Raw genomic sequence first — 15,737 nt, 5'->3', positions numbered from 1 at the left:
GCAGAAATTGTGCAGGCGGTGGATGGATTATTGCCAAGCAATAACCGTACCTTTTCTATTTAAAATTCTGAATCTGACAAGCAGGTGATATACGCAATGTAACGTATATACCCAATTCGGTTCTCGCAATAGTCTTGCTTCACAAGCACACATTGATCGACGTCAATGTGAATGAGCATGACACTTGAGGGGACCATGAATATGACCACAAACGTAAAATCTACGGCAAAAAAAGCATTGATTGCAGGCTGTCTGGCTGTTCCATTCCTGATGGCATCGGTATGGGGGAATGCGGCACCAGCAACATCCGAGGTCAATAAAACCAAGTTAAAAGTTGATGATAAATTTGTTTATGTTGGGCAATTACACTCATCAACAGGCACCATGGCCATCAGTGAAACAGGATCTATTCAGGCAGAACGTCTGGCGATTGAACAGATCAATAAAGCAGGTGGTGTGCTTGGTCGGCAGATCAAAATTGTTCAGGAAGATGGTGCATCCGACTGGCCAACCTTTGCGGAAAAAGCCAGAAAATTAACCGAGAAAGATCGTGTAGCAGCAATTTTTGGTTGCTGGACATCGGCATCACGTAAGGCGGTGTTACCGATTATCGAACGGAATAACTCATTATTATATTATCCGACGTTTTATGAAGGTCTTGAGCAATCCAAAAATGTGATCTATACCGGTCAGGAAGCAACCCAGCAGGTACTTGAATCACTTAACTGGCTGGCGCGCGAGAAAAAAGCCAAAACTTTCTATCTGGTCGGTTCGGATTATATCTGGCCACGGACCACCATGAAAATTGCCCGTACGCATATCGAAAAAGTGTTGAAAGGTAAAGTAGTTGGGGAAGAATATTATCCACTAGGCAATACCCAGTTTGGTTCACTCATCAATAAAATGAAACTGAAAAAACCGGATGCAATTGTTGCTGCCGTGGTTGGTGGTTCCAATGTATCGTTCTATAAGCAAATGAATGCAGCAGGGGTGACTGGCGCCAAACAAACCTTATTAACTTATTCGGTGACAGAAGATGAATTGCTCGGTATTGGCGGCGCCAATATGGCTGGTTTCTATTCGTCAATGAAGTATTTCCAAAGTCTAAATAATCCAAATAACATCAAGTTTGTACAGGCCTTTAAAGCCAAGTATGGTCCAAAAGCGGTGGTCGGTGATGTGACACAGGCAGCATATCTTGGTCCTTGGTTATGGAAAGCTGCTGTTGAAAAAGCAGGTAGCTTTGATGTTGATAAAGTGGTGAAAGCATCACCGGGGATCGAACTAAAAACAGCACCTGAAGGCTATGTGAAAATCGATGCCAATCATCATTTGTGGAGTAAAGCCCGAATTGGTCAAGTGTTGCCAACAGGTCAATTCAAAGTGGTATATGAGTCCAAAGGTCTGATCAAACCAGATCCATTCCCTAAAGGTTATTAATCCTTGTCTGATGAGGAATGTCTGACATTCCTCATGCTCTATTTCGTTTAAAAAATTTAATGATTGGCTGGGAGGAATTGCGATGGATTTTAGTCTATCTGAATTCGGTGCAATATTTGCCATGCAGGGCTTTAATGGTTTATCAGTTTTCTGTGTTTTGTTACTGATGGCGCTGGGACTTGCGATTATTTTCGGGCAAATGGGTGTCATTAATATGGCACATGGTGAATTTCTAACCATAGGTGCCTATACCACTTATGTCATTTCAACCCTAACAGAAAGCTATCTGCCGCAGTTGATGTCGTACTATTTTTTTGTTGCTATTATTGCGGCATTTTTGGTGGCAGGGTTTATCGGTTATCTGGTGGAACGGCTGATGATTTCGCATCTATATCATCGACCACTTGATACATTGCTGGCAACATGGGGCTTAAGTCTGGTGATGCAGCAGGCATTTCGCTCTATTTTTGGTCCAAAAGAAGTGAGCCCGACTTTACCTGACTGGTTGATGGGGTCTTACCAGCCGACAGATACCATTGATATTCCTATTAATGGTTTGTTTCTGGTGGGTGTGACCATTGCAGTGACGGCTTTTGTTTATTTCTTGATGTATCGCTCACGCTGGGGCTTGCAATTACGTGCGACCAACCAAAACCGTTTTATGAGCAATGCAGTGGGTATTAATACCAAAAAAGTAGACCGCATGACTTTTGCTTTAGGCTGTGGTCTGGCTGGAATTGCTGGCGCTGCTTTTACCACGATTGGTTCAACTGGACCAACCGCAGGCTCACTTTATATTGTTGATACTTTCCTTGTGGTGGTCTTTGGCGGTGCTGCAAGCCTGATTGGTACAATCGCATCGGCCTTTAGTATCGCACAGGCGCAATCCATTTTGGAATTCTTCCTTTCCGGCTCAACTGCGAAAGTTCTGACTTTGTCGACAGTGATCATTATTTTAATGATGCGTCCTCAAGGTTTGTTCTCGATCAAAGTCCGTAAATAAACATTCAGTGAGGGAATCGTAATGAAAAATTCATTGAATAGTCTATTGGGTGGCAAAGAAGGTGCCATTGGTTTACTGATTCTAGCTGTGTTAATGCTTCTGGTCATGCCGATGTTTCTTGATGTTTTCCGACTCAATTTGATGGGGAAATATCTAACCTATGCTTTTGTTGCCATTGGTCTGGTGTTGTGTTGGGGTTATGGCGGCATTTTGAGTCTGGGACAAGGGATTTTCTTTGGTATTGGCGGTTATTGCATGGCGATGTTTCTAAAACTTGAAGCTTCGGATATGCAAAGTACTGCTGCACAAACCACACCAGGCATTCCGGATTTTATGGACTGGAATCAGATTACTGCTTTGCCTTTATTCTGGGAACCATTCCATAGTTTTAGTTTTACCATTTTTGCCATCATTGTGATTCCAATTTTACTGGCATTTATCATTGGCTTTGCCATGTTTACTCGCCGGGTGGGGGATGTGTATTTTTCTATCATCATGCAGGCCATTGCTGCGATACTCACCATTCTGGTGATTGGTCAACAAGGTTTGACTGGTGGGATTAACGGGATTACCGACCTAAAAACCCTACATGGCTGGGATATCCGTACCGATGAAGCAAAATACGTTTTGTATTATATCAATGCCTTGTTGCTGATCGCTGTGATATTGCTAAGTCGTTTTGTGCTGAGTTCAAAACTGGGACGTTTATTATCTGCCATGCGTGACAAGGAAGAGCGAGTACGTTTTTCCGGTTATAACGTTGCCATGTACAAAGTCTTTATTTTCTGTTTTGCAGCGGTAATTTCTTCTATCGGCGGGGCAATGTTTACGCTACAGGTTGGCTTTATGTCACCAACTTTGGTGGGCATTGTGCCATCAATTGAAATGGTGATTTTTGCCGCTGTTGGTGGTCGCTTATCCATTCTTGGTGCTGTATATGGTGCTGTGCTTGTGAATCTGGGTAAAACTTATTTTTCCGAAGCATTCCCGGATTTATGGCTATATTTACTAGGCGGGCTGTTTATTGTGGTGGTGATGTTCTTACCGAATGGCTTGGCCGGGTTATATGAAAAATATGTCCATCCGCTTTTCTTTAAACGCAAAAACAACGTACAGACCAAAGTCACCAAAGAGAATACATCTGTTGCAGCGAGTCAGATCGATACAGGAGGCTCCAAATGAGTAAGGCAATTGGCGTTGAAATGAAAAAACCGGTATTGGTGATTGAGGACCTGACTGTGTCTTTTGACGGCTTTAAAGCCGTCAGTGACCTGAACTTCTATGTCGATGCCAATGAGGTTCATGTGGTGATTGGTCCCAATGGTGCAGGAAAAACTACAGTACTGGATTTGATTTGTGGCAAGACCAAAGCCACTGCGGGAAAAATACAGTTTAAGGGACAGGAATTAACCAAACTTAAGGAATATGAGATTGTACGGGCAGGTGTCGGACGAAAATTTCAGAATCCGTCGATTTATGAAAATTTGACAGTATATGAAAATCTGGAAATGTCTTTTCCGCGCGGACGCAATGTCTGGGGTTCATTATTTTTTAAGCGCAGCCATGATGTGGATGATCGAATCCATGAGGTTGCAGACAGTATTTTTCTGACGGATTTTCTCGATACGCAATCTGAATTGTTATCACATGGACAAAAACAATGGCTTGAGATTGGAATGCTGCTGATGCAGGACCCGGAACTGTTAATGCTGGATGAACCGGTTGCCGGTATGAGCGTGTCTGAGCGAGAAAAAACGGCTGTGTTGCTGAGACAAATCAGTACAGGGCGTTCGGTACTGGTGATTGAGCATGACATGGAATTTGTCAAATCAATTGCCGATAAGGTGACGGTACTGCATCAGGGAAAAATTCTGGCAGCAGGAAAAATGGATGATGTACAACACGATCCAAAAGTGATTGAAGTCTATCTGGGACATTAAGGAGACAAATATGAGCGGATTATTTGAAATTCAATCTTTACGTTCTGGATATGGTCAGAGTGAAGTCATTCATGATGTGAGTCTGACGGTACAACCCAAAGAAATTGTTGCCGTTATGGGGCGCAATGGTATGGGGAAGACCACATTCTTTAAAACCCTGATCGGTGCCATCAAAAATACGTCGGGTGAAATTAAGCTGGATGGTAAAAATCTGGAAAAAATGGAGGCATTCAAGCGGGTACAAAATGGTGTGGCTTATGTGCCTCAGGGACGTATGATTTTTGGTACCATGTCTGTACTGGAAAATATTCAGACCGGATTACCCGCTTCTGCACATGGACGTGTCCCTGATGATTTATATGAATTGTTTCCGGTATTATGGGAGATGCGTAAACGCAAAGGCGGCAACCTGTCGGGTGGTCAACAACAGCAACTGGCGATTGCACGGGCGCTGGCCACCAATCCCAAGGTGTTGTTACTGGATGAACCGACGGAAGGGATTCAGCCTTCAATTATTAAAGACATTGCAAAAACATTAAAGCAAATCCGCGATCAACGGGATTTGACGATTATTGTTTCCGAACAGGTATTGAGCTTTACCATGGCCATGGCGGATCGTTTTCTGGTGATTGATAAAGGTCAGTTTGCCTACGAAAATATTCGTGAAAATGTGGATGAAGAGACCATTAGCAAATTTTTATCTGTTTAATCGAGCTGTAATCTGCTGTTTTAATAAAACGCTGAAACTGGCTTTTAGACTTTTATTTTAATCCTTGTATTTACAGGGATTTTTTTTATATATTCATCGAATGATGCCTCTATACGTAATTTTACGTATTTCTAGCGACGCTGTTTCGCTGCAAAATCCAATCACAGCGTAATTTTTTGATATGGGAAAAAACGATGAGACATGGTGATATTTCAAGCAGCCCTAGTACCGTTGGTGTAGCAGTTGTGAACTATAAAATTCCACGCCTGCATAACAAGGCAGAAGTACTGGACAATGCAAAAAAAATTGCAGAAATGCTGATTGGTATTAAACAGGGTTTACCGGGCATGGATTTAATCGTGTTTCCTGAATATAGCACCATGGGCATTATGTATGATCATGATGAAATGATGGAAACTGCGGCAACCATTCCTGGCGATGAAACTGCGATTTTTTCTGCGGCATGTAAGCAGGCCAATGTCTGGGGTGTTTTCTCCATTACTGGTGAACAGCACGAACAACATCCACAGAAAGTGCCATATAACACTTTGATATTAATTAATAATGAAGGTGAAATTGTACAGAAATATCGCAAGATTATTCCATGGTGTCCGATTGAAGGCTGGTGTCCGGGGGATACCACCTATGTAACCGAAGGACCAAAAGGCATCAAAATGTCCTTGATTATCTGTGATGATGGGAATTATCCGGAAATCTGGCGTGACTGTGCCATGAAAGGTGCTGAGTTGATTGTCCGTTGTCAGGGGTATATGTATCCATCGAGTGAACAACAAGTCCTCATGGCAAAAACCATGGCATGGGCCAATAATGTCTATGTGGCAGTTGCCAACTGTACCGGATTTGATGGCGTCTACACTTACTTTGGTCGTTCTGCCATTGTTGGTTTTGATGGACGTACGCTAGGTGAATGCGGTACCGAAGAAAATGGTATTCAATACGCGCAGTTATCTATTCCGGAAATTCGTGACGCACGTCAATATGATCAGGCGCAAAATCATCTATTTAAGCTGTTGCATCGTGGTTATACCGGCACATTTAATAATGGTGATGGCGATAAAGGTGTTGCAGATTGTCCATTTGATTTTTATAGAACATGGGTGCTGGATGCACAAAAAGCACAGGAAAATGTGGAAAAAATTACCCGCTCAACCATTGGTGTAGCAGCATGTCCAATCGGAAATCTTCCTCATGAAGGTTTAGAGAAAGAAGCTTAAGTTCTGGCGGTGAGGATTGCATCATGACATTTGCCAGTGACAGACTTCAACATCAGCAGGATGTTTTGGCTCAACAACAGTATGATCAACAGGGGCAGCAACAGGCTGCCCGCACTTCACGCTTCAAGTTTGAACCCCAGCAACTGATGCAAATGCTAAGAACCAGAATCGTGGGACAACCGCATATTCTCGATGCACTTGAGGATATGCTCAATGTGGTGAAGGCAGATTTTAACCATCCGGAACGACCTTTGTCTGTCACCATGTTGCTGGGACCTACAGGCGTAGGTAAAACCGAAACAGTACGGCTAATCAGCGAAGCAATTCATGGTCATGCCCATGCTTTTTGCCGGATCGACATGAATACACTGGCACAAGAGCATTATGCCGCAGCACTGACGGGCGCACCGCCTGGTTATGTTGGTAGTAAGGAGGGCAACACGTTATTTGACATCGAAGCCATACAGGGCAGTTTCTCCAAACCTGGCATTGTACTTTTTGATGAAATTGAAAAAGCTAGTACAGAAGTGATTCGTGCTTTATTAAATGTGCTTGAAACAGGGACATTAACATTAACCGCAGGAACAAAATCCATAGATTTTCGTAACTGTATGATTTTTATGACCAGTAATGTTGGTGCAAAAGAGAGTCAGGCCAGATTGCAGTTGCTCAATAAATTTCCTGCCCGTATAGCCGATATTGCACACCGCCTTAAACTGGATGATCATGAGATGACCAAGCGGGCACTCAAGCATAAATTTGATCCAGAATTTCTCAATCGTATTGACCGTATTTTGTATTATCAGGCGATTCAGTCTGATGAGGTACAGCAGTTAATTGCAATAGAACTAGAGAAATTAAATCGCCGTTTAAAACGTCAGGGCCGTGCGGTGACATTATCGGATTCAGCTGCACAATGGTTGGCCAAAGATCATGATATCAGCTATGGCGCCCGAGGTCTGGTCAGAAAACTTAGAACACATCTGGAACCTATTCTGGCACGTTATTTTCTAACACATCCCGAAGTCGGACAGGTCCATATTAGCTTAAAACAACAACAACTTGTGGTAGAGCGTGGCGCTGCGGATCAGAATATTTTAGATCAACAGCCTAAACATTCTAGTAACTGATGCGGTGCTCTGGGGGAGGGCATTCACATCATGACAAAAGGGGAGGAGGCGATGGGGAAATAAAGGCTCAAACAGGGTTTGAACAGCGATAAAACTAAATCTGGGGCAATCGGCAGAAGATCGTCGATTGCCTCAGGTTTAAACATAAGATTGAAAACAGAACCAAAATAATGATTCAATCCATGTACTGCCAATTATGAACGTTTTGGATATTTAATCAGGTCAATGATGGCAAAACTCCCACTGAGTAAGGCTAGACCTATACCCATCATACAGGTCATTACCCAACCACCATGATTCCATGCAAAAATACCCAGTGCCGAGCCTGATGCTGCGCCGATAAAATATAAGGTCATATAAATGGAATTTAAGCGGGATTTGGCATCATCCCGTAACTGATAAATAATATTCATATTGGTAATGTGCAACATCGAAATCGCAAGGTTAATGGTGGTAAAACCAAGAATAAATGCCACCACATAATATTGGCTCAGATAAATAAATATCCAGCTCGACAACAACACCAGAATGCCGAATATCGTCAGTTGTCGTGCATAACCTCGATCAGCCAGTTTTCCGGCAAATTGTGCAAAAACCGCACCGACAATTCCGGTCAAACCAATTAAACCAATTTGAAAATCGGAAAAGTAAAAGGGCGATCGAGACAGTAACAAGGCCATGGTAGAAAACAAGGTACTCATCGAAGCAAAGGCAAATGCACCGACCCCGCCACGGATACGCAAACGCGGTTCCGAACGAATCAGTTCAAGCATGGTGCCAAACATGGCGACATAATGTAGTTGAATAGTCGCGGTATGCGGTAAGCGGGGACGTAACAGTGCAGTTAAAATCAGTAGAATAATGGCACTGAGCAAATACACCGTGTTCCAGGCAAATAAATTGGATAATAATCCGGCCAGACTGGTCGAAAGTAAAATCCCGATAAATAAGCCACTCATCAAAAAGCCAATGACGGTACCGGTTTTTTTAGGTTCTACTAGTGTGGCAGATAAAGGGATCAATACTTGTGCAGCAATGGTAAATAGACCGGTCATGGCTGTACCAAACCACAGCATATAAATATTCTGGGCAAATGCACTGATCAATAATCCAACCGCAGCCAGGCACATGAGTAAAGGAATAAAGATATGTTTTTTTAGCAAATCTCCCAGCGGTACCAGCAGTAATAAACCAAGTGCATAGGACACCTGTGCAAAAGTGACGGTGAGTTGTGCCTGTGCCGAACTGACAGCAAAATGCAGTTGAATCGAATGAATCAGCGGTTGATTAAAATAATTTGCACCTGCACATAAGCCACATGCCGCTGCCATAAGCCAGAGTGTTGAAGTTTTTAAACCGGTCTGAGAGGAGGTCGCCATATTTTTGCCTAATCAATGGGGTGTAAAGCGGTATGCGGTGGCATTAATTTCAATCAGCATATTGGGTAATGCAAGCGGATTGTACAGGAATTAATGTACAGGCTGGAAAACGATTCTGTTGAAAATAGTGACGCATGCAAGCAATGAGCTTGAGATGTTTTTGTCGATCATGCTCAACTACCAGCATTGTCATTTTTGCGATATTTGCCCAGTCAAGTTGAGCCATGTTTAATGCCTGTTGAATATTATGAAATACGTTATCGCATTGCTGCTCAAATGAAATAGGCATATGGCCGGACATGTGTTCGCCGCTTTGTCCTGCAATATGGATAATTTCCTCTACATCTTTTAAACGAATACGCGTCATGTGTGAATAGGCATATTGTATTGGATCATAAAGTGTTTTTGGATTTTCGATCTGAATCAGGCTTTTTGTCTGGTTTAACATGAGAAAGATAGTCAGTTTTAAGAATTGTTGCTAGTATCAAAGCTCAAGTTAACTTGAGGTCAAGAATTTTTTGCAAAAAACAGCACAGGATTTAATGACAATTGGTGATGTAGCAAAACGTAGTGGCTTAAGCATCTCAGCCATTCGTTTTTATGAAGAAAAAGGCTTAATCCGTAGTCTACGCACCAATGGCAATCAGCGTCGTTATGCACGGCATATGTTACGCCGTTTAGCATTGATTAAAGTTGCCCAGCGCGTGGGTTTATCTTTACAGGATATTCAGCAGGCTTTTGCAAATTTACCGGAAGGCAAAGCTCCGAGTAAAGCCGATTGGCAGAAGATGTCTTCTCGCTGGCAACGGCAACTTGAAGAAAAAATTCAGCTTTTACAAAATATGCAAACTCAACTGGATTGGTGTATTGGTTGTGGTTGTCTGTCACTGGACAATTGTCCGCTGCGTAATCCGGAAGATATTTTTGCTCAGGATCCACAAACCCATGAATATTGGGAAGAAATATGAGATGCTGCGGCTATTTGCTTAAAGTACAGCTAAAATAAACGCGTCAAAATTAAAAGGAAAATAAGCACATATCATCAATGGGCGCTGTTTTTTCAAAAAATAAGGGTTCGATGAATGAGAAAATAAGCAACATGCCTTTATTAAAACGCACTTTTAACAATCACAATAGACCAGTGCTTTGATCATGGTGGCAGGGAAAAACTTTATGCTCCCTGCCTTTATCAAAAAGATATTATCTAGCGTAGATTACTTTGATTGATGACTGGTTTGTGTATCGGGTAAAAAGAATGTTGCCAGCCCTAAAAGGGGTAGATAGGAACAAAAGCTAAACACCCATGCAATACCATTTTTATCGGCCAGATAGCCCAATCCAGCGGCGGCTATACCACTAATCCCAAACATAAGACCAAACATCAAGCCGGCAATCATACCTACACGGCCGGGCACAGCTTCTTGGGCGTACACGACCATGGCAGAAAAGGCCGATGAAATCACCAATCCGGTAATGACAGTGAGAATTGAGGTCCAGAATAAATTGGCATAAGGCATTAATAAAGCGAATGGAATAATGCCAATAAAAGAAACCCATATTACCGCTTTTCGTCCGATACGATCTCCGATTGGCCCTCCGGCAAATGTACCGAATGCCACAGCTGCCAAAAAGGCAAATAAATATAATTGTGCCTGTTGAATGGTGAGATGAAATTTATCTATTAAATAAAAAGTGTAGTAATTACTTAAACTGGCAATATAAGTAAATTTTGTAAACATGAGAACAGCGATCATACTTATGGCACGAATGAGCATGGAACCGTGTAATTTAAAGCTACTTTTGCTGGCATGTTGAATGGCCCTAGTCTGCATATGTATGATGGTCCATTGGCTCACTTTAAATAAAATGCCGATTGCAATTAATGCGACTAACAATAACCATGCGGCGGCTGCCTGACCATTTGGAACAATGATTGCAGCAGCTAACAGAGGACCTAGGGCAGAACCGGTATTCCCCCCGACCTGAAAGGCGGATTGTGCTGTTCCGAATTTTCCGCCTGAGGCCATTCTGGCAACGCGGGATGCCTCAGGGTGAAACGTCGAGGACCCTACACCGATCAGAGAAGCTGCAATCAACAACATATAAAAACTACTGGCACAGGCCAGTAAAGCAATGCCGATGAATGTCACCATCATGCCGATCGGGAGTAAATAGGGTTTAGGATATTTATCCGTATATAGACCGATCCAAGGTTGCAATAATGATGCGGTGATCTGATAAACCAGAGAAATTAAGCCAATCTGTGTAAAGCTCAAGGCAAAGCTGGATTTTAACATGGGGTAAATTGCCGGAAGCGCAGCTTGTATTAGATCATTCAGCAGATGCGCTAGCGCTACCGCCAGAATCATGTGCATGACCATACCTTGTACTGGATTTGGTTGGGGCGTAACAGGATTTTTATTGGGAAGACGTGGCGTTTCCATAAGCAAAATCATATCCTTTGAATATTGACATTTTTTATTATAATTTGTCATATTGAAGCATATATTCCAAAAATCATTGTATAAGTGACAATTAAATGGCTCAAAAGATGGAAAGTGCTTCCCAGCTTGTGATCGCCCGTGGATCATTACATCCTTATAAAAGTATTATTGCGCCGCATGTTCATCGGCGTGCTCAGCTTTTGTATGCATCAGAAGGAACAATACGTGTGCATACCGCAGCAAATATATGGCTGGTTCCACCACAATGTGCTTTATGGATTCCGGCAGGCGTAGAACATAGTGTAATTTCACTGAGTCAGGTACGATTGAGTACAGCATTGGTCGAGGAAAAAGCAGCAGTTTCACTGGGGAATCAATGTTTTCTTGTGCGCATGACCAATTTACTCAGAGAATTGGTGTTAAGACTGAATCAGCTTGCTGCATTAGAGGAACAAGAGCAGTCACATACAGAAGATGTAGAAAAAGCCTTACAATTACTTATCTTTAATGAGATTCAGCATGCGCTGACTTTTCCCATAGAAATTCCATGGCCCAAAGACAAGCGTTTAACTTCCATTTGTGAGGCTTTACTGGATCACCCCGATCAACCCAAGGATATTAATATATGGGCTGATCAAATTAATACCAGTTCACGCACCTTAATTCGGCTTTTTAAGAAAGAAACAGGCTTATCCTATCGCGCCTGGATTCAACATATGTATATCGTTCTGGCGCTTGGCAAATTGGCAAGAGGTGAATCCATTTTTCATATTGCTACGACATTAGGCTATGCCAGTCCAAGTGCATTCAGTGCAATGTTTAAACGCCATTTGGGCCACCCGCCACAACGTTTTAGCAAGGTGAAATGATATGAAAGATGACGTGAGATGATTAGATCAATAAATTGGTTTGCTGAAGATGTGCTTCTTTCCCAATCCAGAATGGACGATTATTTTCACCATGACCAAACCAGTCACCCAGATACATGGGAATTTTGAGTGGATCTAAATGTTCGGCAAAAATTTCGGCAATGCTTTGCGGTACATTTTTTTGTGGACAGTGATAAAAATCACCTAGCACAACGGCTTGAAGATGGTTGAGATCAATACTTTGCAATAGCTGTACCAGTAAGCGTTCCAGCCGATAATATGGTTCACCTACATCTTCCAGTAATAAAATACTGGGTTGATCCAGTCGCAATGCCCAAGCTGTACCTTGTAAACTGCATAAAGTGGCCAAATTGCCGCCTAGTATTTTCCCAGATATGGTTTTTGTCGATTGTGCATGTGTATTAAGAGGCTGAACTGGATAATGATTTTTTTGTTGTTGCAACACAGGATTGAGTAAAGCCAGCACTTCCTGCGCATTACTGGAAATCTGCATGACGTCATTAAGATTTTTAACAGCAATTTCCTGAAAAACCGGTGCATGCAAAGCCTGCCCGCCCAGTCTTGCTACATAATTGAGTAAAACAGTACTGTCAGAATAGCCAATGATTGGTTTATTTAAAATCCAGTGATCCAGATAAGGTAATAACTGAGCCGCACCAGTACCGCCACGGCCACACCAGATGGCATCAATGTTCGGATCTTCACAAGCTTGTTTTAAATCATTAATACGTTGCTCGATAGTGCCTGCCAGATAACGATGTTGGGCAAAAATATTTGGCGATAAAATTGTATTTACAGCAAATTGTTGTAAATGTTGCTGTGCAAGTTGAATGGGTTCTGCATCTACACATGCACTAGGGGCAATGACCTGAATATTCATGGCAACTAAAGTCAAAATTTAAATGTGGATAGTGTGGCATAAACAGCAGAGGACTCAAGTTCTTTTGCTGGAAAAGCTGACCATCAATACACCGAGGATATTTAAGGCACAGCCCACCCATTGCCAGCCATTGAGCTGCTCATGCAAAAATAGCACTGCAAGTATAATGGTAAAAATTGGCCCACCTGCACCAATCATTGCCGCTCTGGATGGTCCAATGCGTACAATACTTTGCATGAGTAAGATTGTTGGTAATACCGTGACAAAAAATCCCAAGGCAATCCCATAGCCGTAAACCGCCATTGGTAGCGAAATTAATGCTGTAATTGGATGTGGTGTGGCAAGCATATAATGCACAATGGTTCCGAGACAGGCAACGGTCATGGCCAGTCCGGTAAACCGCCACGAACCGAATCGTTCAATCAATCGGGGTGTCATTAATAAATATGCTGCAAAAGCAACCGCACTGGCAAAAACCAAACTTGATCCAAGCCAGATATTTTGACCAAAACCCGTACCCTGATGCTCGGCCAGCATCACAATCACTGTACCACTATAACTAAGCAAAATAGCCAGCCAGATTTTTAAAGATAATTTGTGTTTAAAAATGACTGTCGAGGCTAAAACCGTCAGCGTGGGATATAAAAATAAAATAATCCTTTCTAATGAAGCACTAATGTACATCAGACCAATAAAATCCAGCCAACTGGCAAAGTAGTAGCCTAACAGACCGGCAAAAATCAAAAGCAGCCAATCCTTAAGCAAAAGATTGTTTTTATGCTTTGGAGCGAAATAAATCAGCAGGATAAAGAAGGGAAGTGCACTCAACATTCGCAAAGTAAGCAGGTTGGTGGCATTCACCAGCGGGGATAAAGCATAGGCTTGCTTGATGAAAATCGCTTTACTGGCAAACAAAAAGGCTGCGATTAAAGCAAAACTGGCGCCCCAGTGTAGAGGTTTCAAGAGTCTATCCTTTATACGAGGGTACTTACTTTAATGGGACAAACCTTAAAATTATAGGAAATTTTAGTTTATTTTAGCACTATGATTTATGAATGAATAGTATTTATTATCTAAATAATGGGTAGTATTTATTTTTGAAATCATATTAGAATCAGTGATCAAATATTCATATGGGGGAAGTATCCTGTGCTGATGCAGTACGGATGATACTTTGACTACGTAAATTAGCTTGAGGAATGCTCATGCAGATCGGAATCCCAACCGAAACCCTCACGGGTGAACACCGTGTGGCAGCGACACCAGAAACAGTAAAAAAACTGACCAGTGCCGGACATACGGTAGTGGTTGAACGTGGTGCCGGTGTAAAGGCTGCTTATATCGACAGTGCTTATGAACAGGCAGGTGGCAAAATCACCGACAATGCCTATCAGGGTAGTCAAATTGTATTGAAAGTTCGTGCGCCACATGGCGACGAAATTTCAAAACTTGAAGCCAATAGTATTGTTGTAGCAACGTTTGATCCTTATCGCAATCCGGAACTAGATCGTTTTGCCAGTCAGAATGTCTCTGCATTTGCGCTTGAATTATTGCCACGGACTTTATCCCGTGCGCAAAACATGGATGTGTTGTCATCGCAGGCAAACCTGTCAGGTTATAAGGCAGTGTTGCTTGCTGCAAATGAATATCAACGTTTATTTCCCATGTTAATGACTGCTGCCGGTACGGTAAAACCTGCCCGCGTGGTGATCATGGGGGTTGGGGTTGCTGGTTTACAAGCCATTGCCACAGCAAAACGTCTGGGCGCAGTGGTTGAAGCAACCGATTTACGTCCAACAGCTAAAGAGCAGGTTGAGTCTCTAGGCGGGAAATGGCTTGATGTACCAATGTCGGCAGAAGAGCAACAACGGGCGGATGATGCGACTAAAAATGGTTATGGCTGGACCCCGGGTGAACAATACATTCAGGATCAGGCGGCGATTGTCGATAAGGCAGTTTCCAATGCTGATATCGTAGTGACAACAGCTTTATTGCCGGGACGTAATGCACCACGTTTAATTCATGCTGCAACCGTGGCAAAAATGAAGCCGGGTTCGGTCATTCTGGACATGGCGGTTGAAAGCGGTGGCAATGTTGAAGGCTCCAAAGTTGGTGAAACCGTGATCACGGAAAATGGCGTCAAGATTCTGGGTGTGCCGAATATTCCTTCGACAGTCGCTACAGAAGCTTCGGCACTCTTTGCGCGCAACGTATTGAACTTTATTGAAACTTTATTTGATGAAAATAAAGCATTAAAACTGAATCAGGACGATGAAATTCAAAAAGCATTATTGGTCACGCATGGCGGTCAAGTCCTGCTGAAGCGTGGTTAGGGAGATTCCTCATGGTTGAAACGATTACAATTTTCGTGCTTGCTATTTTTGTTGGCTATTACGTGGTTTGGGGGGTTACACCTGCATTGCATACGCCATTGATGGCGGTGACCAATGCCTTGTCCTCGATCATTATTGTTGGTGCGATGATTCAGACAGTTGGATTACCTGTGCTGGGTGTCGAAGGCAGTGTGGCATTTCAAAGTATTAATGTGGTCAGTGTGCTGGGTGCAATTGCTGTCTTTCTGGCAAGTATCAATATTTTTGGTGGCTTTGCCGTGACGGCACGTATGCTGGAAATGTTTAAGCCAAAGCAAAAGAAAAAAGAGGGCTAATCAATGGAATTTATTCATG

The 15,737-nt window shown here is 42.6% G+C and carries 16 protein-coding genes; 11 read left to right on the top strand and 5 right to left on the bottom strand.

Features of this window, described 5'->3' with window-relative positions; translation table 11 throughout:
• The first annotated feature begins 201 nt into the window (after positions 1-201).
• The 7 genes from urtA to CAP51_RS03250 all read left to right on the top strand — a co-directional run bounded on the left by urtA (position 202) and on the right by CAP51_RS03250 (position 7,457).
• The gene (urtA, locus tag CAP51_RS03280) at positions 202-1,440 is read left to right on the top strand and encodes an urea ABC transporter substrate-binding protein (protein WP_087619312.1); all 1,239 of its coding nucleotides are present in this window, start codon (positions 202-204) and stop codon (positions 1,438-1,440) included.
• An 82-nt stretch (positions 1,441-1,522) separates the two neighbouring features.
• Positions 1,523-2,443, top strand: coding sequence for an urea ABC transporter permease subunit UrtB (urtB, locus tag CAP51_RS03275; protein ID WP_087619311.1), 921 nt, complete (start codon positions 1,523-1,525; stop codon positions 2,441-2,443).
• Positions 2,444-2,464: 21 nt separating this feature from the next.
• Positions 2,465-3,625 carry an urea ABC transporter permease subunit UrtC gene (urtC, locus tag CAP51_RS03270; protein WP_245809062.1) on the top strand — a complete coding sequence of 387 codons (1,161 nt, stop codon included), beginning with the start codon at positions 2,465-2,467 and terminating at the stop codon, positions 3,623-3,625.
• Positions 3,622-4,383 carry an urea ABC transporter ATP-binding protein UrtD gene (gene urtD / locus CAP51_RS03265; protein ID WP_087619310.1) on the top strand — a complete coding sequence of 254 codons (762 nt, stop codon included), beginning with the start codon at positions 3,622-3,624 and terminating at the stop codon, positions 4,381-4,383. The genes urtC and urtD overlap by 4 nt, the downstream gene beginning before the upstream one ends.
• A gap of 10 nt (positions 4,384-4,393) precedes the next feature.
• Positions 4,394-5,092, top strand: coding sequence for an urea ABC transporter ATP-binding subunit UrtE (gene urtE, locus CAP51_RS03260; RefSeq protein WP_087619309.1), 699 nt, complete (start codon positions 4,394-4,396; stop codon positions 5,090-5,092).
• A gap of 194 nt (positions 5,093-5,286) precedes the next feature.
• Positions 5,287-6,327, top strand: a complete 1,041-nt coding sequence (locus CAP51_RS03255; RefSeq protein ID WP_087619308.1) for an aliphatic amidase — start codon at positions 5,287-5,289, stop codon at positions 6,325-6,327.
• 23 nt (positions 6,328-6,350) lie between these two features.
• Entirely contained in the window at positions 6,351-7,457 is a 1,107-nt protein-coding gene (locus tag CAP51_RS03250) for an AAA family ATPase (protein ID WP_087619307.1), read from the top strand.
• A 194-nt stretch (positions 7,458-7,651) separates the two neighbouring features.
• On the opposite strand, the gene CAP51_RS03245 is transcribed toward CAP51_RS03250, so the two are convergent.
• Positions 7,652-8,836: an MFS transporter gene (locus CAP51_RS03245; RefSeq protein WP_087619306.1), complete on the bottom strand. Its 1,185-nt coding sequence runs from the start codon at positions 8,834-8,836 to the stop codon at positions 7,652-7,654.
• A 49-nt stretch (positions 8,837-8,885) separates the two neighbouring features.
• Entirely contained in the window at positions 8,886-9,284 is a 399-nt protein-coding gene (locus CAP51_RS03240) for a RidA family protein (RefSeq protein ID WP_245809061.1), read from the bottom strand.
• Positions 9,285-9,378: 94 nt separating this feature from the next.
• On the opposite strand from CAP51_RS03240, the gene soxR reads away from it, so the two are divergent.
• Positions 9,379-9,804, top strand: coding sequence for a redox-sensitive transcriptional activator SoxR (gene soxR / locus CAP51_RS03235; RefSeq protein ID WP_087619305.1), 426 nt, complete (start codon positions 9,379-9,381; stop codon positions 9,802-9,804).
• A gap of 246 nt (positions 9,805-10,050) precedes the next feature.
• Here the strand turns inward: soxR and CAP51_RS03230 are convergent, their stop codons facing one another.
• A complete protein-coding gene (locus CAP51_RS03230) occupies positions 10,051-11,217 on the bottom strand; it encodes an MFS transporter (protein ID WP_425426756.1) in 1,167 nt (388 codons plus the stop codon).
• 158 nt (positions 11,218-11,375) lie between these two features.
• Here CAP51_RS03230 and CAP51_RS03225 point away from each other — a divergent pair, with 158 nt between their 5' ends.
• The gene (locus tag CAP51_RS03225) at positions 11,376-12,149 is read left to right on the top strand and encodes an AraC family transcriptional regulator (protein ID WP_087619304.1); all 774 of its coding nucleotides are present in this window, start codon (positions 11,376-11,378) and stop codon (positions 12,147-12,149) included.
• Between the two features lie 22 nt (positions 12,150-12,171).
• Here CAP51_RS03225 and CAP51_RS03220 read toward each other — a convergent pair whose 3' ends face one another.
• Together CAP51_RS03220 and CAP51_RS03215 are read right to left on the bottom strand one after the other, a co-directional pair.
• Positions 12,172-13,050 carry a S66 peptidase family protein gene (locus tag CAP51_RS03220; RefSeq protein ID WP_087619303.1) on the bottom strand — a complete coding sequence of 293 codons (879 nt, stop codon included), beginning with the start codon at positions 13,048-13,050 and terminating at the stop codon, positions 12,172-12,174.
• 54 nt (positions 13,051-13,104) lie between these two features.
• A complete protein-coding gene (locus CAP51_RS03215; RefSeq protein WP_087619302.1) occupies positions 13,105-14,013 on the bottom strand; it encodes a DMT family transporter in 909 nt (302 codons plus the stop codon).
• Between the two features lie 242 nt (positions 14,014-14,255).
• On the opposite strand from CAP51_RS03215, the gene CAP51_RS03210 reads away from it, so the two are divergent.
• Positions 14,256-15,383 (top strand): Re/Si-specific NAD(P)(+) transhydrogenase subunit alpha, encoded by a 1,128-nt coding sequence (locus CAP51_RS03210; protein ID WP_087619301.1) that lies wholly within the window; start codon positions 14,256-14,258, stop codon positions 15,381-15,383.
• An 11-nt stretch (positions 15,384-15,394) separates the two neighbouring features.
• On the top strand, positions 15,395-15,718 hold the full coding sequence (locus CAP51_RS03205; RefSeq protein ID WP_087619300.1) for a proton-translocating transhydrogenase family protein: 324 nt from the start codon (positions 15,395-15,397) through the stop codon (positions 15,716-15,718).
• The last annotated feature ends 19 nt before the right edge of the window (positions 15,719-15,737 follow it).

This window comes from Acinetobacter populi, from assembly GCF_002174125.1.
Lineage (GTDB): Bacteria > Pseudomonadota > Gammaproteobacteria > Pseudomonadales > Moraxellaceae > Acinetobacter > Acinetobacter populi.
The sequence above is the reverse complement of the archived record's forward strand: the minus strand, read 5'-3'. Positions and strand labels throughout refer to the sequence as shown.